This window comes from Dermacoccus barathri, assembly GCF_015070805.1.
GTDB classification, from domain to species: domain Bacteria; phylum Actinomycetota; class Actinomycetes; order Actinomycetales; family Dermatophilaceae; genus Dermacoccus; species Dermacoccus abyssi.
This window is the reverse complement of the sequence record NZ_JADCTK010000001.1, coordinates 55,053-81,466: the sequence shown is the minus strand read 5'-3', so window position 1 is coordinate 81,466 and position 26,414 is coordinate 55,053. Positions and strand designations below refer to the sequence as shown.

The 26,414-nt window shown below is 66.7% G+C and carries 17 protein-coding genes and 1 tRNA gene; 15 read left to right on the top strand and 3 right to left on the bottom strand.

From position 1 onward, the window contains the following. Positions 1-3 precede the first annotated feature (3 nt). Positions 4-1,068, bottom strand: a complete 1,065-nt coding sequence (locus IM689_RS00410) for an adenosine deaminase (protein WP_193642436.1) — start codon at positions 1,066-1,068, stop codon at positions 4-6. 156 nt (positions 1,069-1,224) lie between these two features. Between IM689_RS00410 and IM689_RS00405 the strand changes: the two genes are divergently transcribed. From IM689_RS00405 to IM689_RS00360, 10 genes are all read left to right on the top strand, one after another. Next, positions 1,225-1,297: transfer RNA gene (locus IM689_RS00405), tRNA-Trp, on the top strand. Between the two features lie 30 nt (positions 1,298-1,327). Continuing rightward, positions 1,328-1,579, top strand: coding sequence for a preprotein translocase subunit SecE (secE, locus tag IM689_RS00400; RefSeq protein WP_118912249.1), 252 nt, complete (start codon positions 1,328-1,330; stop codon positions 1,577-1,579). Positions 1,580-1,697: 118 nt separating this feature from the next. Continuing rightward, positions 1,698-2,525, top strand: coding sequence for a transcription termination/antitermination protein NusG (nusG, locus tag IM689_RS00395; protein WP_193642435.1), 828 nt, complete (start codon positions 1,698-1,700; stop codon positions 2,523-2,525). Positions 2,526-2,623: 98 nt separating this feature from the next. Continuing rightward, entirely contained in the window at positions 2,624-3,052 is a 429-nt protein-coding gene (gene rplK, locus IM689_RS00390; RefSeq protein WP_047310409.1) for a 50S ribosomal protein L11, read from the top strand. Positions 3,053-3,337: 285 nt separating this feature from the next. Then, entirely contained in the window at positions 3,338-4,057 is a 720-nt protein-coding gene (gene rplA / locus IM689_RS00385) for a 50S ribosomal protein L1 (protein WP_193642434.1), read from the top strand. A 332-nt stretch (positions 4,058-4,389) separates the two neighbouring features. Next, positions 4,390-4,980, top strand: a complete 591-nt coding sequence (gene rplJ / locus IM689_RS00380) for a 50S ribosomal protein L10 (RefSeq protein WP_047310406.1) — start codon at positions 4,390-4,392, stop codon at positions 4,978-4,980. Positions 4,981-5,082: 102 nt separating this feature from the next. After that, positions 5,083-5,469 (top strand): 50S ribosomal protein L7/L12, encoded by a 387-nt coding sequence (rplL, locus tag IM689_RS00375; RefSeq protein WP_129664284.1) that lies wholly within the window; start codon positions 5,083-5,085, stop codon positions 5,467-5,469. Positions 5,470-5,603: 134 nt separating this feature from the next. Next, positions 5,604-9,119, top strand: a complete 3,516-nt coding sequence (locus IM689_RS00370; protein WP_193642433.1) for an ATP-binding cassette domain-containing protein — start codon at positions 5,604-5,606, stop codon at positions 9,117-9,119. A gap of 467 nt (positions 9,120-9,586) precedes the next feature. Then, positions 9,587-13,072, top strand: a complete 3,486-nt coding sequence (gene rpoB, locus IM689_RS00365) for a DNA-directed RNA polymerase subunit beta (RefSeq protein WP_193642432.1) — start codon at positions 9,587-9,589, stop codon at positions 13,070-13,072. Between the two features lie 150 nt (positions 13,073-13,222). Further along, complete coding sequence (locus IM689_RS00360; protein WP_193642431.1) at positions 13,223-17,119, top strand: DNA-directed RNA polymerase subunit beta'; 3,897 nt, start codon at positions 13,223-13,225, stop codon at positions 17,117-17,119. 113 nt (positions 17,120-17,232) lie between these two features. Here IM689_RS00360 and IM689_RS00355 read toward each other — a convergent pair whose 3' ends face one another. Further along, positions 17,233-18,168, bottom strand: coding sequence for an NAD-dependent epimerase/dehydratase family protein (locus IM689_RS00355; protein WP_118912241.1), 936 nt, complete (start codon positions 18,166-18,168; stop codon positions 17,233-17,235). Further along, on the bottom strand, positions 18,161-19,168 hold the full coding sequence (locus IM689_RS00350) for a glycosyltransferase (protein ID WP_319803739.1): 1,008 nt from the start codon (positions 19,166-19,168) through the stop codon (positions 18,161-18,163). Before IM689_RS00350 ends, IM689_RS00355 begins: the two co-directional genes overlap by 8 nt. 484 nt (positions 19,169-19,652) lie before the next feature. On the opposite strand from IM689_RS00350, the gene rpsL reads away from it, so the two are divergent. The 5 genes from rpsL to IM689_RS00325 all read left to right on the top strand — a co-directional run bounded on the left by rpsL (position 19,653) and on the right by IM689_RS00325 (position 26,382). Further along, positions 19,653-20,027 carry a 30S ribosomal protein S12 gene (gene rpsL / locus IM689_RS00345; protein WP_047310400.1) on the top strand — a complete coding sequence of 125 codons (375 nt, stop codon included), beginning with the start codon at positions 19,653-19,655 and terminating at the stop codon, positions 20,025-20,027. Continuing rightward, the gene (gene rpsG / locus IM689_RS00340) at positions 20,027-20,497 is read left to right on the top strand and encodes a 30S ribosomal protein S7 (protein WP_193642429.1); all 471 of its coding nucleotides are present in this window, start codon (positions 20,027-20,029) and stop codon (positions 20,495-20,497) included. Before rpsL ends, rpsG begins: the two co-directional genes overlap by 1 nt. Positions 20,498-20,596: 99 nt before the next feature. After that, positions 20,597-22,711 carry an elongation factor G gene (fusA, locus tag IM689_RS00335; protein WP_047310398.1) on the top strand — a complete coding sequence of 705 codons (2,115 nt, stop codon included), beginning with the start codon at positions 20,597-20,599 and terminating at the stop codon, positions 22,709-22,711. 119 nt (positions 22,712-22,830) lie between these two features. Continuing rightward, the gene (tuf, locus tag IM689_RS00330; protein WP_047310397.1) at positions 22,831-24,027 is read left to right on the top strand and encodes an elongation factor Tu; all 1,197 of its coding nucleotides are present in this window, start codon (positions 22,831-22,833) and stop codon (positions 24,025-24,027) included. Positions 24,028-24,129: 102 nt separating this feature from the next. After that, positions 24,130-26,382 carry a hypothetical protein gene (locus tag IM689_RS00325; protein WP_193642428.1) on the top strand — a complete coding sequence of 751 codons (2,253 nt, stop codon included), beginning with the start codon at positions 24,130-24,132 and terminating at the stop codon, positions 26,380-26,382. The last annotated feature ends 32 nt before the right edge of the window (positions 26,383-26,414 follow it).

Genomic DNA, 26,414 nt, shown 5'->3' with positions numbered 1-26,414 from the left:
GCGTCACGCCTCGTTGGTCTGGGTCGAGCCGGTGGGTTGGGCGAGCAGCCACGCGTCGATGTCGGCGTTCGCGCGCTGCACGACGTCCTGCGGTGCTCGGGAGATGGCGAAGCTGTCGCGTGCCAGCTGCGCGAGTTCGGCGTCGCTGAGGCCGTGGACGTCGCGCGCCGTGCGGTACTGATCGCTCAGGCGCGAGCCGAACAGCAGGGGATCGTCCGCGCCGAGCGCCATCTTGGCTCCCGCGTCGAAAAGGCGGCGCAGGGGCACGTCACGGGCTTCCTCGTAGACGCCGAGCGCGACGTTGCTGCCGGGACACACCTCGAGGCCCACACCGTCGTCGACGACCCTGCGCAGGACGTCATCGGAATCCGCACTACGCACCCCGTGGCCGAGGCGGTCGGGACGCAGGGCATCGAGCGTTTCCGTGACCGCGTCGGGGCCGAGCAGCTCACCGCCGTGGGGGAGCGAGGCGAGCCCGGCGTCCCGGGCGATGCGGAAGGCCGGCGCGAAGCTCTCGGTGTCACCGCGGCGCTCGTCGTTACTCAACCCGAAGCCGACAACCGGGCCTGCGTTCCTCGCGGCGAGCCGGGCGAGTGTGCGGGCGTCGAAGGGGTGCTTGAGGCGCGAGGCAGCCACGACGACGCCGACGCCGATGTCGTGGCGCTCGGACGCCTTATGCGCTTCGTCGAGCACGATCTCCAGCGCGGGTGTGATTCCGCCGACGAAGGGGGCGTAGGAGGTGGGGTCGACCTGGATCTCCAGCCATCGCGAACCCTCCGCGGCGTCTGTGGCCGCGGCCTCGTCCACGATGCGTCGCATGTCGTCCTCCGAGCGCACGCAGGCGCGGGCCGCGTCGTAGAGGCGCTGGAAGCGGAACCAGCCGCGTTCGTCCATGGCAGAGGCGAGCGTCGGCGGCCAGTGGGCCGTGAGGCTCTCCGGAAGGCGAACTCGGTGAGCGACGCTGAGGTCGAGCAGCGTGTCGAACGCCATCGAGCCAGTGAAGTGCAGATGCAGGTGGGCCTTCGGGAGGGTGTCGATGTCGCGGGCGGTCCTGGTCGTTCCGGTCACGCCCTCATCCTGTCACCGAGCACGTACGTTCCCGAGCGTGGCGCAGCCTCGCGGCCGTGGGGCCACCCCGATTTCCACCCAGCGCCGTTCGTCCCGTAGACTCGAGCGCCGGTAGACCGGACACCCATTCGGGATACCGCGCGGGGCAACCCGCGAAGGGCACTAGCTCAATTGGCAGAGCACCGGTCTCCAAAACCGGGGGTTGGGGGTTCAAGTCCCTCGTGCCCTGCACAGCGCACTGATCCGGAAGGGTGACACTGTGGCAGACAACGACGCAGCGACGAGCACGGCCGTCGCAGGCGAGCGTGAGCGCCGCGGTTTCTTCGGCCGCATCCTGTTGTTCGTCCGACAGGTGATCGACGAGATGCGCAAGGTCGTCTACCCCACGCGTGACGAACTCACCAGCTTCACGATTGCCGTCCTGGTGTTCCTCGCGGTCATCATGGCCTACGTCAACGGTCTAGACTGGATGTTCACGCGTGCGGTGTCGTGGGTCTTCGGCTCCGGCTGATCCCCGAGACATCACGAGAGTCGCCGCCTGGGCGCCCGCTTCGCGGGAGGCACGGGCGGCGCGCTTGTGTGGCGCACCACTTGAATGTAGTTCCCCTCATGTGAAGGAAGCAGGGTCGATGACCGAGCAGAACCCCGAGCAGCTCTCGCCCGCCGCTCGAGAAGAGGCCGAGTACGCGGCCGACGCCGCACAGACGCCGGACGCCGATCTCACGCCCGAGCTCGGCGAGATCGGCGAACTGCCGACGGCCGACGAAGCCGACGAGGAGAACGCCGCGCGCACCGAGGACGAGGCGTCCGCTTCCGAGGACGGCGCCGACGAGGCTGCCGTCGACCCGCGCGAGGCCTTCATCGCCGACCTCAAGTCGCAGTTCGGTGACTGGTACGTCGTCCACTCCTACGCCGGCTACGAGAAGCGCGTGAAGACGAACCTCGAGCAGCGCATCACGAGCCTCAACATGGAGGACTACATCTTCCAGATCGAGGTGCCGATCGAGGAGTACACCGAGATCCGCAACGGTCAGAAGAAGTCCGGCACGCGCGTTCGCATGCCCGGATACGTCCTCGTGCGCATGGACCTCACGGACGAGTCGTGGGGCGCCGTGCGTCACACGCCGGGCGTCACCGGCTTCGTGGGCAACGCCCACCAGCCGTCGCCGCTGTCGATCGACGAGGTCGTCACGATGCTGAACCCGACGTTCGACGAGCCGGAGAAGGCTTCCGACGCCGCTGCCACCGGAGGCGCCAAGGGCGGCTCGGGCACGGCCCCGGTTGCTGTCGACTTCACCGTCGGCGAGTCCGTCACCGTCATGGAGGGCCCGTTCGAGACGCTGCCCGCGACGATCTCCGAGATCAACGCTGACACCGCGAAGCTCAAGGTCCTCGTCTCCATCTTCGGCCGCGAAACGCCGGTCGAACTGGGCTTCAACCAGGTCGCCAAGATCTGATCAGCCCCACCTGTTCCTCTCGTCGCCCGTCCGGGTGACGAGGATGCAACCGGGTCATCGCCCACGGCGTCGGCCCACAACACGAAAGAGGTGGCACCATGCCCCCGAAGAAGAAGGTTTCCGGCTTCATCAAGCTGCAGATCCAGGCCGGCGCGGCTACGCCGGCACCGCCGGTCGGTCCGGCGCTGGGTCAGCACGGCGTCAACATCATGGAGTTCGTCAAGGCGTACAACGCCGCGACGGAATCCCAGCGTGGCAACGTCATCCCGGTCGAGATCACGGTCTACGAAGACCGCTCCTTTACCTTCATCACGAAGACGCCGCCGGCTGCTGAGCTCATCAAGAAGGCTGCGGGCGTGCAGAAGGGCTCCGGCGAGCCCCACAAGACGAAGGTCGCTCACCTGAGCAAGGACCAGATCCGCGAGATCGCCGAGATGAAGATGCAGGACCTGAACGCCAACGACATCGACATGGCCTCGCGCATCATTGCGGGAACGGCGCGCTCGATGGGTATTACGACGGACTGAAAGTGCACCGACGGAACGGACGCCGCGCGTTCGCTTCATAGGTGACGGTCCGGCGGTGTGCTTTCAGTCCAGAAAATATGGCCTGATCTCCACCGCTGTCGTCCTCGAAGGGCCCAGCTCACCGATTTCGGTGGTCTGGGCCCTTCGGCTATCCTTGAAGGGTTGCCCTTGTGGCATCAGCGGCGTTCGGAGCCTTTCCGTCCGTCGTGAACCTCACGGTTCGAAAGTGGTTGGGCCCGCGCTGGTCCGTACAACCACGACCTCCACCTGTTCCAAGGAGAACTCATGAAGCGCAGCAAGGCTTACCGCGCGGCCGAAGAGAAGATCGAGGCCGGCAAGCTCTACTCCCCGCTCGAGGCGGTTCGTATCGCCAAGTCGACGAGCGAGACGAAGTTCGACGCCACCGTCGAGGTCGCGATGCGTCTCGGTGTCGACCCGCGCAAGGCCGACCAGATGGTCCGCGGCACGGTCAACTTGCCGCACGGCACGGGTAAGACGGCCCGCGTCCTCGTCTTCGCGAACGGCGACAAGGCAGCTGCGGCTGAGGCCGCCGGCGCCGACTTCGTCGGTTCGGACGACCTCATCGCCAAGGTTCAGGGCGGCTGGACGGACTTCGACGCCGTCGTCGCCACGCCGGACCTCATGGGCAAGGTCGGTCGTCTCGGTAAGGTCCTCGGCCCCCGCGGTCTCATGCCGAACCCGAAGACGGGCACGGTGACGATGGACGTCGCCAAGGCCGTCTCCGACATCAAGGGCGGAAAGATCGAGTTCCGCGTTGACAAGCACGCGAACCTTCACTTCATCATCGGCAAGGCCTCGTTCGACGAGCGCGCCCTCGTCGAGAACTACGCGGCTGCGCTGGAGGAGATCCTGCGCCTCAAGCCGTCCGCGTCGAAGGGTCGCTACATCACGAAGGCCACGCTGGCCACCACGATGGGCCCCGGCATCCTGCTGGACCAGTCGCGCACGCGCAACCTCATGGAGGAGTCGGCCGACCAGGCCTGATCCCTCTTAAGAACGCCACGAGGCCCCGCCGAGTTCGACTCGGTGGGGTCTCGTCGTTCGCCGGGGTTGCGGCTCGATTTGGTCATCCCCGTCAGCCCCGGTAATCTCGTACCTACCAATGACCGCCGGTTGTCATGAGTTGCTTCTCGAAGCGGCGCACGACCGAAGGCCTCACGAAGGTGAGCAGCCCGCGTAGGTGAGCTAAGTCGTCCATCGTGGCCGCACTCCTTGAGTGCGTGTCATCGGTGCTTTCGAGCCTCAGCGCACCTGCGCTTGAGGCTCTTTTTCATGTGCGCCCTCACGACTGGCATTCACCACCGAAGGAGGCACGCATGGCTACTGCCGCAAAGGATGCAGCCATTGCCGAGCTCGCGGACAACTTCCGCAACTCGGATGCTGCCGTGCTGACGGAGTACCGCGGCCTGACCGTGGCGCAGATCACCGATCTGCGTAACTCCATTCGTGAGCACGCCACTTACTCCGTGGTGAAGAACACGCTGACCGCTCGTGCGGCTGCCGAGGCCGGAGTCACGGCCTTCGACGGCCAGCTCCAGGGCCCGTCCGCTATCGCCTTCGTCACCGGTGACCCGGTGGAGACGGCGAAGAAGCTGCGTGACTTCGCCAAGGCCAACCCTCTCCTCGTCATCAAGGGCGGCGTCCTTGACGGCAAGGCCATGTCGGCCGAGGAGATCAACAAGCTTGCGGACCTCGAGTCCCGCGAGACCCTGCTCGCCAAGCTGGCCGGGGGCTTCCAGGCCTCGCTCAGCCAGGCGGTTTACCTCTTCGCGGCCCCGCTGTCGCAGAGCGCTCGTGCAATCGAGGCCCTGCGCGCGAAGGTCGAGACCGAGGGCCCGGTTTCCGACGCAGCTCCGGCTGCCGAAGAGGCCACCGCAGACGTCGCCGAGGGTGGCGACGAGGCCTGATCTCGACACCCGTCGAGCAGGTCGCACCCAACACAACGCCACTCACGGCACGGATCGCCAGAGAACATCTGCGATCCGACAAGAACAGAAAGGACGCCCATCATGGCGAAGCTCTCCAACGACGAGCTCCTTGAGGCTTTCAAGGAAATGACGCTCATCGAGCTCTCCGAGTTCGTGACGCTCTTCGAGGACACGTTCAACGTCACCGCTGCTGCCCCGGTTGCAGTTGCCGGTGCCGCTCCGGCTGCCGGTGGCGACGCTGCCGCTGCCGAGGAGAAGGACGAGTTCGACGTCATCCTGGCCGCTGCCGGTGACAAGAAGATCCAGGTCATCAAGGAGGTCCGCGCCCTGACGTCCCTCGGTCTGAAGGAGGCCAAGGACCTCGTTGACGGTGCTCCGAAGCCCGTTCTCGAGGGTGTCAACAAGGAGACCGCGGACAAGGCCAAGGAGTCCCTCGAGGGCGCCGGCGCCACCGTCGAGCTCAAGTGATCTCGTCCCGGGCTCGCCTGGGATCGTGAACTTCGACCATCGGGTCGCACCTGCGGGTGCGGCCCGATGGTCGTTTGTGTCGGGGCAATATTCGTGTGCGGTTGTCACCGGCTGCCTCTAATGTGTTCCGGGCCATGAGTCAGCAGTCAGCGTCCGCTCCCACCCGATCGGCTTCCGAAGCCCATCGGGCTCCTGTCGACTGGCGACGCCTGCGTGGCCCCGCCGCTGTGATCGCGCTCGTTGCGCTGGCCGTCTCGTCGGTGGGTCCCTCGATCGCGGCGCTCCTCGCAGGGCGGCTCGCGGAACATCCCGAGGGTGGGCTCGTCGCGTGGCTGGCCGTGCTCCTGCTCGGCAGCGCCGTGCTCAACACGGTGGGTCGATACGTGTGGGCCACCGTCGTCGATCGGGCTGCCGGCGCGCTGCGCCAGGACCTCGTCGACGCCGTGCTGCACCAGCCCCTCGCGGCGCTGTCGGAGCAGGCCGTGGGAGAGGTGCTCGACCGCGTCGACGACGACACCCACGAGGTGAACAACCTCGTGCGCATGCAGCTGTGGATGGTGCTCAACACCGTCTTCGCGCTCGTGCCCATGTGGGTCGTGGCGGGCGTGTCCTGGACTCCCGCGTGGGTGATGTTCCCGCTCTTCGCCGCGGGGGCCTTCTGGCTCATCAAGCCCCTGCTGGGCAAGATCGCCGAGCGGAAGGTCATCGAGGAAGCCCAGTGGACAGAGCACGCCGCTGCGTTCGAAGAGGGCGTGGCCGCGCGTGACGACATCCGCACCAACCTCGGCCAGGGCTTCGTCCTCGCCAACATCGTGCGCCTGTCGTCGGTGGTGCACCGTCGTTTCCAGGACGTGCTGCGCCTCGAAGTCGGCGTCATCCTTCGCTCCGGGCTGACGCTGCATCTCCTGCTCGCCGTGGCGATGGCGGTCAGTGTCGTTCTCGCCTCGCGCGGTGACCTCGCGGTCTCGCAGGTTGTGACGCTCGTGCTCGTGACGAGCACCTTCGTCGGGCGGGTCGGGCGCCTCGCCGAGCAGCTTCCCGACCTGCAGGCCGGCCTCGGCGCCATCACCCGACTGCGTCAGCTCATGGCGGTCGAGCCCGAGCGCGTCGAGGGCGATCCGGTCCCCGACGGCGATCTCAGCCTCGAGTTCCGCGACCTCACGTTCTCCTACACGGGCGACGACGTCGTCCTCGAGAACGTCGACTTGCGGCTTCCCGCCGGTGCGACGCTCGCGCTCGTCGGGCGCACGGGTTCCGGCAAGTCGACGCTCGCGAGCCTCGTCTCCAGGGCCGTCGAGCCGCCTGCGAGCCAGGTGTTCGTCGGCGGGCGTGATGTGCTCGAGCTCGACGTCGACGCCCTGCGCGCCGCTGTGGGGACGGTGACCCAGAAGACCGACATCCTCGCGGGCACGCTGGCCGAGAACGTCACGCTCTTCGGCGAGGCGGACAATGCCCGGGTGACGGCGATCATGGCCGAGCTCGGGTTGAGCGACTGGGTCGAGGGACTGCCGAACGGCGTCGACACCCTGCTCGGCCCGGGAGGCATCACGCTCTCGGCGGGGGAGGCGCAACTCGTCGCCTTCGCCCGTCTGCTCGCACGCGACGTCGAGGTCGTCATCCTCGACGAGGCCACGGCGCGGATGGATCCGGTGACGGAGGCGCGCGTGGTCGCGGCGTCGGAGCGGCTGCTCAAGAACCGCACCGGGGTCATCATCGCCCACCGCCTCTCGACCATCGAACGCGCTGACTTCGTCGCGGTGCTCGAGCGCGGCCGCGTGGCGCAGTTCGGCACGCACGACGAGCTGTCGCAGGCACCGGGCCACTTCAGCCGCCTCCTCGAGGCTGCGGAGGCAGCCGACGCTTCGGTACCCGAGGCCGATACGCCTGACGCGCCGTCGGCGCCGGACGATCAACCCGTTCTGCGAGCTCGTCGGCGCACTGACGTGCCTGCCGCCCGCAAGGTCGACCCCGCCCCTCCGCTGTGGCGGGGTATCCGTGACGCGCTCCTGGTCAAGCCCCTGTGGGGCGCCATCCCGGGGCTGGGCTTCCTCGCCTTCTCCCTCGTCGGTTCGGTGGGAGCCATCACCGGTTGGGTGTGGGGAACGACGGTCGAGGCCCTCGTCGCGGACGCTGAGTGGCGCCCCTGGCTCGTCGCCTCCCTCGTCGCGGTGCTGCTCGGGCCGGGCATCCTCGCGTGGGCCGTCTCGCGCTACCCCCGGTGGTGGATCGAGGTGCTCCTTCGAGTGCGCCTCAACGTGCTGCTCGGTCAGACGGCAACGTCGCGGCTCGAGGCCACCCCGCCCGGCGAGGTCGTGGCCCGAGCGATGGACGCCGACCGCTTCGTGAAATACGCCGACCGCTGGGTCGACTTCCTCAACGGTCTGGCCATCGTCGCGGTGACGTCGCTCGTGTCCGGCACACCGCTCACCGGTGCCGTGCTCGCCGCCATCATGCTCGTCTCCTCCGCTGCTTCGGCCCTCGGCCGTCCCCTCGCAGGAAGTTCCGCCGCTGCGGCGTCGAAGAGCCGTGCCCGCTTCGGCCGGGCGCTGGTCTCCGTCGTCGAGTCGGCGCGCACCGTGAAGCTGGCGGGGCGTCTGCGGGAGGCGCGCGAGCACCTGCGCCAGGTGGACGCGGGCCGCGTCGACGCCGCCGTGCGGGAGCACCGCATCGCCGCCGTGCTCCAGGGCGTTCCGCTCGTCGCGATCGAAGCCGGTGTCGTCATCGCCTGGGCCGGCGTCGTCTGGGACGTCTGGAGCCTCGCGACGGGCCTCCTCGTCGCGAACGCGGCGATGGGGTTCGAGTGGTTCGGCCAGGTGGCCAGCGCCGTGGTCACGGAGGCTCCCGGCACCCGGGCGTGGCAGCAGGCCACGGTGGCCTACGCGGGTGGTCGTGACATCACGTCGCTGCCCAAGGGCGTCGACCTCGCGGCGGGCCGGGCCCCGGCGCCCCAAGAGGAGCCGGGGGAACCGCTCGAGAGCCTGCGCCTCGAGCACCTCTCGGCCGTGCACGACGACGGCACGCTGGGCGTCGAGGACGTCTCGCTCACCGTGGAGGCGGGCGAACTCGTCCTCGTCCTCGGTCAGGTGGGCGCAGGTAAGTCGAGCCTGCTCGGCGCGCTCGCCGGGCTCGTGCGCCACACCGGCGAACTGCGGTGGAACGGGAAGGTCGTCGAGGACGAGGAGAGCTTCCTGCGGCCGGGCCAGGTGGCGTACGTGTCCCAGACGCCCCGCGTTCTGTCGGGCACCTTTGGTGACAACATCCGTCTCGGTCTGCCGCGACGGTACGACGAGGCTGTCGCCGATGCCCGTCTCGTGCCCGACATCGAGCGGGCCGGGGGTGTCGATGCGCTGGTCGGTCACCGCGGCCTGCGGCTGTCGGGCGGGCAGGTGCAACGTCTCGCCCTGGCGCGCGCACTCGCCACCAACGCCGAACTCATCGTCGCCGACGACGTCTCGAGCGCCCTCGACGCCACCACCGAGCTGGAGTTGTGGAACGCGCTGCGCGAGCGAGGCTCCACCGTCATCGGGGCGAGTTCGAAGCGGGCCGCACTGGCCCGGGCCGACCGCGTCGTCGTGCTCGTGGACGGGCGCGTCGCCGCTGTCGGTCCGTGGCCCAGGCTGAGTGGGCGGTTCGGGGCTCTGGCGGGCTAGCCGGAGCCTCGGGCGCCCGCTCGGCGACCTGCCGCGAATCACCCGGATGGGGTGTCATCACGGGGGTTTTGCCGGTCGCTCGGGCGCGGCGCGGTGTGGGTGCTTGACTGGCGAGCCCGGCTGAGCCATCCTCATGTAACTCAATACGAGCCTCGGGGGAGAGGCTCGTTCCATATCGACTCAGGTGGAGCGCGACGCACGAAGCGAACGCTCGACGACGTCGAACTTGCATGTGCCCGACCGGGGGACTATTCTGCTATTTTGCGCTGCCTTGTCTCTGGGCACCCTCGAAAACCAACGAAGCACGACGACGAGATCGACTGTTCGACCGGCTGCGGCCGCGTCGCGTCCCGGTCACCACGACGGGTGGGTTCGATCCTCGCGCTCGAGTGCGTTGGGGTTCGGGTTCCGTCCGGGGCTGAGGGCACGTATTAGCCGCTCTGTTAGGCCTGTGGAAGGAACACTCCTTGGCTGCCTCGCGCACCGCGACCCAGACTCTGTCCTCGGCGAAGACTGCCTCCGGCCGTCTCACCTTCGCCAAAATTCGTGAGCCCCTCGAAATCCCGGATCTGCTCGCGTTGCAGACCGAGAGCTTCGACTGGCTCCTCGGCAACGAGAAGTGGCAGGCCCGCGTGGCCGCCGCCAAGGCCGAGGGCCGTGTCGACGTCCCCGAGCGCTCCGGTCTCGAGGAGATCTTCGAGGAGATCTCCCCGATCGAAGACTTCTCCGGCTCCATGTCGCTGAGCTTCCGCGACCACCGCTTCGAGGACGTCAAGTACTCGATCGACGAGTGCAAGGAGCGCGACATGACGTACGCGGCTCCCCTCTTCGTCACCGCCGAGTTCATGAACGCCGAGACCGGCGAGATCAAGAGCCAGACGGTCTTCATGGGCGACTTCCCGCTCATGACCGACCGCGGCACCTTCGTCATCAACGGCACCGAGCGTGTCGTCGTCTCGCAGCTCGTGCGCAGCCCCGGCGTGTACTTCGAGCGCAGCATCGACAAGACCTCCGACAAGGAGATCTACACGGCCAAGGTCATCCCGAGCCGCGGTGCCTGGCTCGAGTTCGAGGTCGACAAGCGCGACATGGTCGGCGTTCGCGTCGACCGCAAGCGCAAGCAGTCCGTCACCGTCCTGCTCAAGGCCCTCGGCTGGACCGAGGCTCAGATCCTCGAGGAGTTCGGCCAGTACGAGTCGATGCGCGCCACCCTGGAGAAGGACCACACGGCCGACCAGGACGCCGCGCTGCTCGAGATCTACCGCAAGCTGCGTCCGGGCGAACCGCCGACGCGTGAGGCCGCTCAGCAGCTGCTCGACAACCTGTACTTCAACGGCAAGCGTTACGACCTCGCGAAGGTCGGCCGCTACAAGGTCAACAAGAAGCTCGGTGTCGACGGCGGCCTCGAGGACTCGACGCTGTCGGTCGACGACGTCGTGGCCACCATCAAGTACATCGTCGCGCTGCACGCCGGCGAGGACACGATGAAGGGCAAGCGTCACGGCGAGGACGTCGACGTGCGTGTCGAGGTCGACGACATCGACCACTTCGGCAACCGTCGCCTCCGCAACGTCGGTGAGCTCATCCAGAACCAGGTCCGCACGGGTCTTTCCCGTATGGAGCGCGTGGTTCGTGAGCGCATGACGACGCAGGACGTCGAGGCCATCACGCCGCAGACCCTGATCAACATCCGCCCGGTCGTGGCGTCGATCAAGGAGTTCTTCGGCACCTCGCAGCTGTCGCAGTTCATGGACCAGAACAACCCGCTCGCCGGTCTGACGCACAAGCGTCGTCTCTCCGCGCTGGGCCCGGGTGGTCTCTCCCGTGACCGCGCCGGCATGGAGGTCCGTGACGTCCACCCGTCGCACTACGGCCGCATGTGCCCGATCGAGACGCCGGAAGGCCCGAACATCGGCCTCATCGGTTCGCTCGCGTCGTACGGTCGCATCAACCCGTTCGGATTTGTCGAGACCCCGTACCGCAAGGTCGAGAACGGCAAGGTCTCCGACGAGGTCGTCTACCTGTCCGCCGACGAGGAGGACACCTACGTCATTGCGCAGGCCAACGCCCCGCTGACGCAGGACAACGAGTTCGTCGAAGATCGCGTGATGGCCCGCACCAAGGGGGGCGAGGCGAGCGACGTCGCGCGCGACGAGGTCGACTTCATGGACGTGTCCGCACGTCAGATGGTCTCGGCCGCCACCGCGCTCATCCCGTTCCTCGAGCACGACGACGCCAACCGCGCCCTCATGGGTGCCAACATGCAGCGTCAGGCCGTGCCGCTCGTGCGCTCGGAGGCCCCGCTCGTGGGTACCGGCATCGAGTACCGCGCGGCACTCGACTCGGGTGACGTCGTGCGTGCGACGAAGGCCGGTGTCGTGCAGGAAGTCTCCGCCGACCTCGTGACCGTCGCCAACGACGACGCCACGTACAGCACCTACCGCATCGCGAAGTTCACGCGTTCGAACCAGGGCACCTGCTACAACCAGCGTGTCGTGGTCACCGAGGGTGAGCGTCTCGAGGAAGGCGCTGTCATCGCCGACGGTCCCGCGACCGACGGTGGCGAGATGTCGCTCGGTAAGAACCTGCTCGTGGCGTTCATGCCGTGGGAGGGCTACAACTACGAGGACGCCATCATCCTCAGCCAGCGTCTCGTCCAGGACGACACGCTCTCCTCGATCCACATCGAGGAGCACGAGATCGACGCTCGTGACACGAAGCTCGGCCCGGAGGAGATCACGCGGGACATCCCGAACGTCTCCGAGGAGGTCCTCGCCGACCTCGACGAGCGCGGCATCATCCGCATCGGTGCCGAGGTCCGCGACGGCGACCTGCTCGTCGGCAAGGTCACGCCGAAGGGTGAGACCGAGCTGACGCCGGAGGAGCGCCTCCTGCGCGCCATCTTCGGTGAGAAGGCCCGCGAGGTCCGTGACACGTCCATGAAGGTCCCGCACGGCGAGACCGGCACGGTCATCGGCGTCAAGGTCTTCGACCGCGAGGAGGGCGACGAGCTTCCCCCGGGCGTCAACCAGCTCGTGCGTGTGTACGTTGCGAACAAGCGCAAGATCACCGACGGTGACAAGCTCGCCGGCCGTCACGGCAACAAGGGCGTCATCTCGAAGATCCTGCCGGTCGAGGACATGCCGTTCCTCGAGGACGGCACGCCGGTCGACGTCGTGCTCAACCCGCTCGGTGTTCCGTCCCGAATGAACCCGGGTCAGGTCCTCGAGCTGCACATGGGCTGGGCCGCATCGCGTGGTTGGGACATCGAGGGCACCCCGGAGTGGGCCGCCAAGATCCCCGAGGACGCGCGTCAGGCCGACGCCAACACGCGTATCGCCACCCCGGTGTTCGACGGTGCGCGAGAGGCCGAGATCCGCGGACTGCTCGACTCGACGAACAAGACCCGTGACGGCGTGCGTCTCATCGACAACTCCGGCAAGGCGCAGCTGTTCGACGGTCGTTCCGGCGAGCCGTTCCCGGACCCGGTGTCGGTGGGCTACATGTACATCCTCAAGCTCCACCACCTGGTGGACGAGAAGATCCACGCCCGTTCGACCGGCCCGTACTCGATGATCACCCAGCAGCCGCTCGGTGGTAAGGCGCAGTTCGGTGGTCAGCGATTCGGTGAGATGGAGGTGTGGGCCCTGGAGGCGTACGGCGCCGCCTACGCGCTGCAGGAGCTGCTCACCATCAAGTCGGACGACGTCACCGGCCGCGTCAAGGTGTACGAGGCCATCGTCAAGGGCGAGAACATCCCCGAGCCCGGCATTCCGGAATCGTTCAAGGTCCTCATCAAGGAAATGCAGTCGCTCTGCCTCAACGTTGAGGTCCTCAGCAGCGACGGCACGGCGATCGACCTTCGCGACTCGGAGCAGGAAGTCTTCCGCGCTGCCGAGGAGCTGGGTATCGACCTGTCGCGCCGCGAGCCGAGCAGCGTCGAGGAAGTCTGATCACGGCCAGACCGGGGCGCGCTCGCGCCGAGCGTGACGAGCGCGCCCCGGTCCCCGGCAGACGTTAGGTCCCGCGCCTATCGGCGTGCGGACAACCACAACAGCAACGATCAGACTTTTCAGATTTAGGCGAGAGAAGGAATCAGCACAGTGCTGGACGTCAACTTCTTCGATGAGCTTCGTATCGGCCTCGCGACCGCGGACGACATCCGCACGTGGTCGCACGGCGAGGTCAAGAAGCCCGAAACCATCAACTACCGCACCCTCAAGCCCGAGAAGGACGGCCTCTTCTGCGAGAAGATCTTCGGCCCGACTCGCGACTGGGAGTGCTACTGCGGTAAGTACAAGCGTGTCCGCTTCAAGGGCATCATCTGTGAGCGCTGCGGCGTCGAGGTCACCCGTTCCGCGGTTCGCCGTGAGCGCATGGGTCACATCGAGCTCGCCGCTCCGGTGACGCATATCTGGTACTTCAAGGGTGTCCCGAGCCGCCTCGGCTACCTGCTCGACCTCGCCCCGAAGGACCTCGAGAAGGTCATCTACTTCGCGGCCTACATGATCACCTCGGTCGACGAGGAGCAGCGTCACGCCGACCTGCCGTCGCTCGAGAACCAGATCGAGGTCGAGAAGAAGGAACTCGAGAACCGTCGCGACGGCGACATCAACACGCGTTCGTCCAAGCTCGAGGCCGACCTCGCGGAGCTCGAGAAGGAGGGCGCCAAGGCTGACGCCCGCCGCAAGGTGCGCGAGTCCGCCGAGCGCGAGATGACGCAGATCCGCAAGCGTGCGGACCAGCAGATCGAGCGCCTCGAGCAGGTCTGGGACCGCTTCAAGAACCTCAAGGTCCAGGACCTCGAGGGCGACGAGGTCCTCTACCGCGAGATGCGCGACCGTTTCGGTCTGTACTTCGAGGGCGGCATGGGCGCCGCTGCACTGCAGAAGCGCCTCGAGAACTTCGACCTCGACGCCGAGGCCGAACTGCTGCGCGAGATCATCGCCACGGGCAAGGGCCAGAAGAAGACGCGTGCGCTCAAGCGCCTGCGCGTCGTCACGGCCTTCCAGCAGACCGAGAACAAGCCTGCCGGCATGGTTCTCAACTGCGTTCCGGTCATCCCGCCGGACCTGCGCCCGATGGTTCAGCTCGACGGTGGCCGTTTCGCGACGTCCGACCTCAACGACCTGTACCGCCGCGTGATCAACCGCAACAACCGACTCAAGCGACTGCTCGACCTCGGTGCGCCGGAGATCATCGTCAACAACGAGAAGCGCATGCTTCAGGAGGCCGTCGACGCGCTGTTCGACAACGGCCGCCGTGGTCGTCCGGTCACCGGTCCGGGTAACCGTCCGCTCAAGTCGCTCTCCGACATGCTCAAGGGCAAGCAGGGCCGCTTCCGTCAGAACCTGCTCGGTAAGCGCGTCGACTACTCCGGCCGTTCGGTCATCGTCGTCGGCCCGACCCTGAAGCTGCACCAGTGTGGTCTGCCCAAGCAGATGGCGCTCGAGCTGTTCAAGCCGTTCGTTATGAAGCGTCTGGTCGACCTCGAGCACGCGCAGAACATCAAGTCGGCCAAGCGCATGGTCGAGCGTGCTCGCCCGGTCGTGTGGGACGTCCTCGAAGAGGTCATCCGTGAGCACCCCGTGCTGCTCAACCGTGCACCGACGCTGCACCGTCTTGGCATCCAGGCGTTCGAGCCCCAGCTCGTCGAGGGCAAGGCCGTCCAGATCCACCCGCTCGTCTGCTCGGCCTTCAACGCCGACTTCGACGGTGACCAGATGGCCGTCCACGTGCCGCTGAGCTCCGAGGCGCAGGCCGAGGCCCGCATCCTCATGCTCTCGAGCAACAACATCCTCAAGCCCGCCGACGGTCGTCCCGTGACGATGCCGACGCAGGACATGATCATCGGCCTGTTCCACCTCACCTCCGAGGTGCTCGACGCCGACGAGATCAAGGACGAGGACATCCGTTCGTTCTCGACCGTCGCCGAAGCCCGCATGGCCTTCGACGCCGGCGAGATCAAGATCGGCACGCCGATCTCGGTTCGCCTTCGCGACTTCGTTCCGACGGCCGGCACCTCGCTGCCCGAGGGCGTCGAGGCCGACGAGAACGGCTTCGTCTCCGAGCTGCGGATCCGTACGACGCTCGGTCGCGCGATCTTCAACGGCACGCTGCCCGAGGACTACGAGTACATCAACAAGCCCGTTGACAAGAAGGTCCTCTCGGCCATCGTCAACGACCTTGCGGAGCGTTACTCGAAGGTCCAGGTCGCGGCGTCGCTCGACGCTCTGAAGGAGACCGGTTTCCACTGGGCCACGCGCTCGGGTACGACCGTCGCCATCTCGGACGTCGTCATGCCGTCGAACAAGAACGAGATCCTCGAGGGCTACGACGCGAAGGCCGCGAAGGTCCAGCTCCAGTTCGACCGTGGTCTCATCACGGACGACGAGCGCCGTCAGGAGCTCATCGAGATCTGGACGCAGGCGGCCAACGAGGTCTCCAAGCAGATGGAGAACAACTTCCCGAAGGACAACCCGATTTACCGCATGGTGAACTCGGGTGCCCGAGGTAACTGGTTCCAGCTGCGTCAGCTCGCGGGTATGCGTGGCCTCATGGCCAACCCGAAGGGCGAGATCATCCCGCGTCCGATCAAGGCCAACTTCCGTGAGGGCCTGTCGGTGCTGGAGTTCTTCATCTCGACCCACGGTGCTCGTAAGGGTCTGGCCGACACCGCTCTGCGTACGGCTGACTCGGGTTACCTCACGCGTCGTCTCGTCGACGTGTCGCAGGACGTCATCATCCGCGAGGAGGACTGTGGCACGAAGCGCGGTCTCGTCCTGCCGATCGCGCAGCGCAACGCCGACGGGGCGCTCGTCGAGCACGAGGACGTCGAGTCGAGCGTGTACGCACGTAACGTCGCGACCGACATCGAGATCGACGGCAAGACGTACCTGCAGGCCGGTGACGACCTCGGTGACGTCGCGCTCGACGCGCTGATCGAGGCCGGCATCGAAGAGGTCAAGGTCCGCTCGGTCCTCACCTGTGAGTCCCGCGTCGGTACGTGTGCGAAGTGCTACGGCCGTTCGCTGGCCACCGGCAAGCTCGTCGACATCGGTGAGGCCGTCGGTATCATCGCGGCCCAGTCGATCGGTGAGCCCGGTACCCAGCTGACGATGCGTACCTTCCACACCGGTGGTGCTGCCGGTGACGACATCACGCAGGGTCTGCCCCGAGTCGTCGAGCTCTTCGAAGCTCGTACGCCGAAGGGTGTCGCCCCGATCGCCGAGGCCGCCGGAAGGATCGAGATCGAGGAGACGGACAAGGCCCGTCGAATCCACCTCGTTCCGGACGACGGCTCCGAGCCGCACGCCTACCCGGTGAGCAAGCGTGCGCGCCTGCTCGTCGCGGACGGCGACCGCGTCGAGGTCGGCACGCTGCTCGTGCAGGGTGCGATCGACCCGAAGCAGGTGCTGCGCATCCTCGGCCCGCGTGAGGTGCAGAAGCACCTCGTCGACGAGGTCCAGGGCGTGTACCGCCAGCAGGGTGTGTCGATCCACGACAAGCACATCGAGGTCATCGTGCGCCAGATGCTGCGTCGCGTGACGATCATCGAGGCCGGTGACACCGACCTGCTCCCGGGTGAGCTGGCGGAGCGCGCGCGCTTCGAGGACTCTTCGCGTCAGGCTCTCGCCGAGGGCGGACGTCCGGCGTCGGGTCGTAGCGAGCTCATGGGTATCACGAAGGCGTCGCTGGCCACCGAGTCGTGGCTGTCGGCCGCTTCGTTCCAGGAGACGACGCGCGTCCTCACCGAGGCCGCGATGAACGTCAAGAGCGACCCGCTGCTGGGCCTCAAGGAGAACGTCATCCTCGGTAAGCTCATCCCGGCCGGTACCGGCCTGACGCGCTACCGCAACGTCAAGGTCGAGCCGACGGAAGAGGCGAAGGCCGCGATGTACGCGCTGCCGGACTACCAGCCGTACGACTACCCGGTCTTCGGCCCGGGGTCGGGTGAGGCCGTCCGCCTGGACGACGCTTCGCTCGGCTTCGACAGCTGATCGTTCGCAGGACCAACGCCGAAGGCGGCCCCGGTTTCGACCGGGGCCGCCTTCGGCGTTTCAGTTGAGCTGTGCGTATGGGGAGGACCCCTGTCGGGCTCGCGCGTGCTGGGTCAGCTCGCGAGTTCTCCCTCGCGGAACTGGCGCAGGATGCCCTCGACCGTCGCCGAGACGCCGACGGGCAGGGGAGTGGTGGCGTACGCGTTGAGCTCCGGCAGCACCATGGAGCGCAGTCGCAGGTCGCTCGACTGCGCGGAGGCCAGCTTGGAGGCGGCGTAGATGACGTGCGGCTTGCGCTTCGTCAGGTGACGTAGCAGGCCGATCAGCTCGCCGATCGTCACACCGTTGCCGCTGGCGAGGATCTTCGTCGTGTGCGCGAGGTCGCGCTCCTCGGCCGTCTCGACGAAGGCGAGCGCCATGGCGGCGCAGTCGTCGGCGTAGAGGTAGTCGCGGATCGTGTCGATCGGCACGTAGACCCCGAGCGGGCTGCCGGAGACAAGCGTGCGGCCGAGGTGGGAGATGAGTCCCTGCATCTTGGCCAGGTTCTGTCCCGGGCCGTAGAGGTTGGCGATGCGGCCGATGGCGAGGCGCTGATGTGCGTCACCGAGGATTCTCGTCGCGACCTGCTCCATGGCGAGCTTGGCGTGGCCGTAGGGCGCCAGAGGAGCGGGTTCGGTTGCCTCGGTGAAAGGCCGAGGACCGTCGGCACCGGCGAGCAGGCCGCCGGCCGACGAGGCCAGAAACACGGTGCCGCGCTGGTCGCCGGCCGCTGCGGTGAGGTGCTCGAGGAATCCGGCGAACTCCTCGACCTCCCGATCGAGCGCCTCCTGGGACGTGCCGACCACGCCGGCGCCTGCGCACCACATGACGCGCCACGGCGCGTCTTCGACACTCGCGAGAAGAGCGTTCGCCGCGGCGGCCAGGTCGCCCGGCGCGTCCGGTGTGCTCCACCGGACGCGGGCGCGCAACGCCCGGTCACCGAGCAGCGTGCTGACGGACGAACCGAGCAGGCCGCTCGATCCGACGACGAGCGTCGGACGATCAGCCATCACGTCGCGCGGGCTGCTCGACGCCGGCCTGGGGCCCGCTCTGAGCGCGGGCGCGGCCGAGGGGTCCGGCAGCCGGATCGGGCACGATGAGGTACAAGGGTTTACCCATCGCCATGTTGACGTTGACGCCGATGTACTCGGCGATCATGCCGAGCGAGATGAGTATCGCGCCGCCGATGATGAGGAGCGCGACCATGAGAGACGGCCACCCCGAGGGCAGGCTGGGCTCGAAGAAGAGTTTCGCCACGACGAGGACGACGGTGAGGACGAGACCGGCGATCGCGGCGACCACGCCGAGGAGGCTGACGGCACGCAGGCCGCGTGTACCGCTGGTGAGGAACATCCGCCAGAAGTGGCCGAAGAGACTCTTGTAGTTGTAGCCCGAGGGGCGGTCGCCCTCCTCGCGCAGATCGATCGGGCAGGTGGCGACGTCCTTCGTCACCCAACCGAGCGCCACGTCGAGGTAGATGTTCGGACCCGCGTACGCGGCGACACTGCGACCGATGGAGCCCAGCATGAGGCGGAAGCTCTGGAAGTCCTTGGCGTTCTTCAGGCCCGACGCGGAGCTGAGCACACGCTTGGCGCCCACCGAGGCGAGATTGCGTACGAAGCCGTGGGGCGGAGGGTTGCGCGCCATGCTGTAGACGAGACTCGCCTGCTGGGTGAGAGCGGTGTCGAGCATGTCGGCGATGAACTTCGGGTCGTGCTGACCGTCCTCGTCCATCGTGACGATCCAGTCACCGCCGGTGGACGCCATACCCGCCAGCGTCGCCGCGTGCTGTCCGAAGTTGCGGCTCAGCCAGACCGGACGGACCACGGGGTGCGCCTCGGCGAGAGCACGCATGGTGTCGTCGCTCGCGTCGGGTCCGTTGTCGTGCACGAGAAGGATTTCCGACACCTGGAACTCGGTTCCGCGCGCGGTTCGGCTGGGCTCGGTGTAGGGGAGCAGCTCGTCGATGACCGAGGGCAACGTGGTCTCACCCTGGTAGATCGGAATCACGATGGAGATGGTGTGCAAGTGCGTGCCCTCGCCCTGAGTCGTCGGAGACTGGATCAACGACATCGTAGACGCAGGCCGGCAGCACGGGCCGGGGGCCACCGTAGAGGCGGCGACCCGACGTCGACCCGCACGACGCGGGCCCCTCCGGAGGGGGTGCTCCGACGACGACGCCGCAGGAGAGTCGAGGGATCCGGGTGGCGACACCTCAGGCGGCGTGTCGGGTTGCGGTCCAGGTCGGATTTGGCCGCGTGCACCCCGACTCGGTACTCTTGATGGGTGCTTGGGCGGAAGTCTGCCCATTGCCACACCCTCGCCGGGCAGTCGTATGTCAGGCAAGGTCCGCCGGACCGGCGGATCGTCTGCGCGAAAGTGCAGGGGAGGGGTCGCGCCGGACACGCCCGAGAGCGTGGGTGCGCGGCATGACAAGGAGCTCGTCGGCCCAGGTCGGCGAGCGGAACAGAAACGACACGTTCGGAGAACCAGGTTGCCTACGATCAACCAGCTCGTCCGTAAGGGTCGCCAGGACAAGGCCGTCAAGGCTGCAACTCCGGCTCTTAAGGGCAGCCCCCAGCGACGCGGTGTCTGCACCCGCGTCTACACCACGACCCCGAAGAAGCCGAACTCGGCTCTGCGCAAGGTCGCCCGCGTCAAGCTCACCTCGGGTATCGAGGTCACGGCCTACATCCCGGGCGTCGGCCACAACCTGCAGGAGCACTCGATCGTGCTCGTGCGTGGCGGCCGTGTGAAGGACCTTCCCGGTGTGCGCTACAAGATCATCCGCGGCTCGCTCGACACCCAGGGTGTCAAGGGCCGTAACCAGGCGCGTAGCCGCTACGGCGCGAAGAAGGAGAAGAAGTAATGCCTCGTAAGGGTCCTGCTCCTAAGCGCCCCCTCGTCGTCGACCCGGTCTACGGTTCGCCGCTCGTCACGCAGCTCGTCAACAAGATCCTCGTGGATGGCAAGAAGTCCATCGCTGAGCGCATCGTGTACGACGCCCTCGAAGGCTGCCGCGAGAAGACGGGCACCGACCCGGTCGTCACGCTGAAGCGTGCGCTCGACAACATCCGTCCGTCGCTCGAGGTCAAGTCCCGCCGCGTCGGCGGTGCGACCTACCAGGTGCCGATCGAGGTCAAGCCGGCCCGCGCCACGACGCTCTCGCTGCGTTGGCTCGTCGGCTACTCGCGTCAGCGTCGTGAGAAGACGATGACGGAGCGCCTGATGAACGAGATCCTCGACGCCAGCAACGGCCTGGGTGCCGCTGTCAAGCGTCGCGAGGACACGCACAAGATGGCCGAGTCCAACAAGGCCTTCGCGCACTACCGCTGGTGATCGAGTTGGGGTGGCGGTCCGTTCTCTTCGTAGAATGGATCGGGCCGTCACCCCGGCTCACCCAGTACTGATACTGAACTTCGAACGAGAAGAGACACCGTGGCACAGGACGTGCTGACCGACCTGAAGAAGGTCCGCAACATCGGCATCATGGCGCACATCGACGCCGGCAAGACGACGACGACCGAGCGCATCCTCTTCTACACCGGCGTCAACCACAAGATCGGTGAGACGCACGACGGTGCGTCGACGACCGACTGGATGGAGCAGGAGAAGGAGCGTGGCATCACGATCACGTCCGCTGCTGTGACGTCGTTCTGGGAAGGTACCCAGATCAACATCATCGACACCCCGGGTCACGTGGACTTCACGGTCGAGGTCGAGCGCTCGCTGCGCGTTCTCGACGGTGCCGTCGCTGTCTTCGACGGCAAGGAGGGCGTCGAGCCCCAGTCCGAGACGGTGTGGCGCCAGGCGGACAAGTACGACGTTCCGCGCGTCTGCTTCGTCAACAAGATGGACAAGATGGGCGCTGACTTCTACTTCACCGTCCAGACGATCAAGGACCGCCTCGGCGCGGAGCCGCTCGTGCTCCAGCTGCCGATCGGTGCCGAGAACGACTTCGTCGGTGTCGTCGACCTCATCTACAACCGCGCTCTCGTGTGGCCGGGTGACGCCAAGGGTGACGTCACCATGGGTGCCAAGTACGAGATCCAGGAGATCCCGGACGACCTCAAGGCCAAGGCCGAGGAGTACCGCAACGCGCTCGTCGAGCGTGTCGCCGAGTCCGACGACGACCTCATGGAGAAGTACCTCAGCGGCGAGGAGCTGACCGAGGACGAGATCAAGGCCGGCATCCGCAAGCTCACGGTCAACTCCGAGCTCTACCCGGTCCTGTGTGGCTCCGCATTCAAGAACCGCGGCGTCCAGCCGATGCTCGACGCCGTCGTCGACTACCTCCCGAGCCCGCTCGACGTGCCGCCGATGATCGGCCACGTCCCGGGTGACGAGGAGCAGGAGATCACGCGTAAGCCGGCTCTCGACGAGCCCTTCTCGGCCCTCGCGTTCAAGGTCGCTGCGCACCCGTTCTTCGGTTCGCTCACCTTCATCCGCGTCTACTCGGGCAAGATCTCCGCCGGCTCGCAGGTCGTCAACACGACCAAGGGCAAGAAGGAGCGCATCGGAAAGCTCTTCCAGATGCACGCCAACAAGGAGAACCCGGTCGACGAGGCACAGGCTGGTCACATCTACGCCGCCATCGGTCTCAAGGAGACGACGACGGGTGACACCCTGAGCGACCCGAGCAGCCAGATCGTCCTCGAGTCGATGACGTTCCCGGAGCCGGTCATCTCGGTCGCCATCGAGCCGAAGACGAAGGGTGACCAGGAGAAGCTCTCCACGGCCATCCAGAAGCTGGCTCAGGAAGACCCGACCTTCCAGGTCGAGCTCGACGAGGAGACTGGCCAGACCATCATCCGTGGTATGGGCGAGCTCCACCTCGACATCCTGGTCGACCGCATGAAGCGTGAGTTCAAGGTCGAGGCCAACGTCGGCGCCCCGCAGGTGGCGTACCGCGAGACGATCCGCAAGGCCGTCGCGAAGTACGACTACACGCACAAGAAGCAGACCGGTGGTTCCGGTCAGTTCGCGAAGGTCCAGATCACCTTCGAGCCCCTCGACACGTCCGAGGGCGAGCTCTACGAGTTCGTCAACGCCGTCGTCGGTGGTCGCGTGCCGCGTGAGTACATCCCCAGCGTCGACAACGGCATCCAGGACGCCATGCAGCAGGGTGTCCTCGCCGGTTACCCGCTGGTGGGCCTCAAGGCCACGCTGGTCGACGGCGCCTACCACGACGTCGACTCCTCGGAGATGGCGTTCAAGATCGCCGGCTCCATGGCACTGAAGGAGGCCGTCCGTAAGGCCGACCCGGTGCTGCTCGAGCCGATGATGGCAGTCGAGGTCCGTACGCCCGAGGAGTACATGGGCGACGTGATCGGCGACATCAACTCCCGCCGTGGCCAGATCCAGGCCATGGAGGACGTCAGCGGCGCCAAGGTCGTTCGTGGCCTCGTTCCGCTGTCGGAGATGTTCGGGTACGTTGGTGACCTTCGTTCCAAGACGCAGGGTCGTGCCAACTACACGATGCAGTTCGACTCGTACGCCGAGGTTCCCCGGAGCGTCGCGGACGAGATCATCAAGAAGATCCGGGGCGAGTGAACGGGTCCGTCCCGTCTAGAGACCCGTAACACAACCTGTAAACAACAGACGCGTCCCGGCGCCTTCAACCCCGAAGGCGACAAAGCGTTTGACCAACACAAGTCCTGAGGAGGACCCAAGTGGCGAAGGCGAAGTTCGAGCGGAGCAAGCCGCACGTCAACATCGGCACCATCGGTCACATCGACCACGGCAAGACGACGCTGACGGCAGCAATCTCTAAGGTTCTGCACGACAAGTACCCGGAACTCAACCCCTTCACGCCGTTCGATGAGATCGACAAGGCGCCGGAGGAGAAGCAGCGCGGTATCACGATTTCGATCGCGCACATCGAGTACCAGACGGAGAAGCGTCACTACGCTCACGTCGACTGCCCCGGTCACGCTGACTACGTGAAGAACATGATCACCGGTGCTGCTCAGATGGACGGCGCCATCCTCGTGGTCGCGGCCACCGACGGCCCGATGCCGCAGACGAAGGAGCACGTCCTCCTGGCCCGCCAGGTCGGCGTTCCCTACATCGTCGTCGCGCTGAACAAGGCTGACATGGTCGACGACGAGGAGATCATGGAGCTCGTCGAGATGGAGGTCCGCGAACTGCTGTCCTCCTACGACTTCCCGGGTGACGACCTGCCGGTCGTTCAGGTCTCGGCGCTCAAGGCGCTCGAGGGCGACGCCGAGTGGGGCGACAAGCTCATGGAGCTCATGAACGCTGTCGACGACTCCATCCCGGAGCCGGAGCGCGACATCGACAAGCCGTTCCTCATGCCGGTCGAGGACGTCTTCACGATCACCGGTCGTGGAACCGTCGTCACGGGCCGCATCGAGCGCGGTGTCCTGAACGTCAACGAGGACGTCGAGATCGTCGGTATCCACGAGGGCCCGGCCACCAAGACGACCGTCACGGGCATCGAGATGTTCCGCAAGCTGCTCGACGAGGGTCGCGCCGGTGAGAACGTCGGTCTGCTCCTTCGCGGTGTCAAGCGCGAGGACGTCGAGCGTGGCCAGGTTGTCGTCAAGCCGGGTTCGATCACCCCGCACACGGACTTCGAGGGTCAGGTCTACATCCTCTCGAAGGACGAGGGTGGCCGTCACACGCCGTTCTACGACAACTACCGTCCGCAGTTCTACTTCCGTACGACGGACGTCACGGGTGTCGTTCACCTGCCCGAGGGCACCGAGATGGTCATGCCCGGCGACAACACCGACATGACGGTGGAGCTCATCCAGCCCATCGCCATGGAGGAGGGCCTGAAGTTCGCCATCCGTGAGGGTGGTCGTACGGTCGGCGCCGGTCGCGTCACCAAGATCATCAAGTGATCTGATCCCTTCGGGGATCCATCCGCAAAGGGTCTCGAGGCATTCGCCTCGGGGCCCTTTGCCGTGCTCGGGGCACTGTCTGCGGCGCCGTAGGATGTTCCGGTGCTGAACCGCCGTAACGCCCCACCACTCGTCGTCCTGCTCCTCGTGGTGTTCGCCGCTCCGGTTCTCGTCGACGTCGAACCGCTTGCGGCTTTGCGGTACGCCCTCTGGACAGCTGTGTGGTGGGTCTTCGGTTGGGCCCTGGTCGGGCGCTACACCACCGGTGGGTTCGAGCGAGCCACGATCGGCGCGGCCGTGGGCATCGGGGCGCAGCTCGCGAACTGGCTTCTGTGGCAGGTCGTCGGTGCGCCGTCGTTCACGGTTGCCGGCGGCGTAGTGGCCCTCGTCGCGGCAGGCGTTCTGGAGCGACGCGCCAGGAATCGAACGGCACTGCTCAGCGGAGACGAGCACGACGTGGCCGACGAGCGCGTCGGGGAGCGTGAGGCTGCGGTTCGGGGCATCCCGACCGGCTCGCTGTGGCTCCTCACCGTGTCGACGTTCTGGATGGCGTGGCTCTTCGTCGGATTCGGACGTCACCAGTCGCGCCCGCCCGGTCCCAGCACGATGTACCAGGACCTGTACTGGCACGTTGGAATCGCTGCGGAACTCAAACGGACGGCGCTGCCCACGGTTCCTCACGTCGAGGTTCTCGGCCAGCTCAACTATCACTGGTTGAGCAACGCCTACATGGCGTCCGGGAGCCTGGGCTCCTTCACCTCGACGTCGGACGTGGCGACGCGCCTGTGGTACCTGCCTGTTGTTGCTCTGGCCCTCGCCCTCTGCCTCGTCGTCGGGCGCAGGCTGAGCGGGGCCTGGATCGCAGGGACGGCGGCGATCGTCCTGTTCGTGATTCCGGCAGGCATCGTGCCCATGGCCTGGAAGGGCCCGACCGGCCCGACGACGGCTTTCGTCTGGCCCAGCCCGTCGCAGATCTTCGGTCTCGTCTTCACCCTGTGGGCCGCGTGGCTGTTCGTGCCGATCCTGCGGGGAGCACGCATCGGCTGGAAGGGCGCCATCGTCTGCTTGGTGACCGCCTTCGTGTGCGCCGGCGCGAAGTCGAGCATCCTGCCGGTCTTCTGCTGCGGGGCCCTCGCGGTGGGGGTCGTGTACGTTCGCAGGTCTGCGGTGCGACGTGGTGCCGCGATCGTCTTCGGTTCCTGCCTCGCCGGAATCGCCCTCGCGTTGCCCCTGTTCGCGGGCGGCTCCGCCGGGTCCAAGATCCGACTCTTCTCAAGCTTCCGGCACCAGAGCCCGTACAAGCACTACGTCGAGCCGCCGAACACGTTCGACCACGGCCCCTTCGTGATGCCGCATCTCGAGACAACGGGAGTGGTCGTGCTCGTTGTCGGTCTGTTCGTGGCTCTCGCCGTGCAGTACGGCTACGCCGCAACGAGCGTCGCCCTGGGGCGCACGTGGCGGACGGACCCCGCACCCGTCTTCCTGCTCGCGTCCTTCGCGGCGAGCCTCGCCGCCTACCTGCTCGTGGACCACACGGGGATGTCGCAGGGCTACTTCCCGATGGGCGCCCTGCCCCTCATCGCCCTCCTTGCAGGGTGGGGATTCGCCGAGCTGTGGGAACGAAGCGCCTCGCGCCGGTGGCAGATGCTCTCGGTGGGATTCATCATCGGTGGGCTGCTGCTTCTGGCCCTTCGTTGGGCGAGCGGCACATCGGTGCCCGACCGGACGGACATCCCGGCAAGCGTGCTCGCCTTCGCGCTCCTGACGCTGGCGCTCGTCGTCGGTGCACTCGTGGTCAGTCGTTACCGGCCGCTCGTCGGAGCCGGAATCCTCTTCGGAGCGGCACTGGTCTTTCCCGCGTTCAACGTCGGCAAGAACAACGGTGGAAGCCTGTTCTCCACCGTGACGGACGACAAGGCATGGACCGTGTCCGCACAGGAGACGTCTGCGGCACAGTGGGTTCGAGATCACTCGGGCGCGACGGACGTCGTGGCCACCAATGTCCACTGTCGGGTGCCCGAGGACGCCGAGTGCGACTCGCGCGCCTACTGGGTGAGCGCGCTGACCGAGCGGCGGGTCTTCATCGAGGCATGGGGCTACACCGATCCCGCGCAGCGCAACGCAGGTAGGGGCGGTCTACCGGCGACGTCGCAGCCGTTCTCGGATCAGAAGCTCTTCGCGCTCAACGAGAAGGTCTTTCACGATCCCGACCGTGCCACCGTCGAGCAACTGCAACGGCGGGGAGTCCGTTGGCTCTACGCCGACACCGCGGCCAGCGACGTCTCTCCCGACCTCGCGGATTACGCGGATGCCGTACATCACTCCGGAACCGTCACGGTCTATCGACTGGACTAGGGGAACGCACGAACGTGGGCCGGGGGGCACGC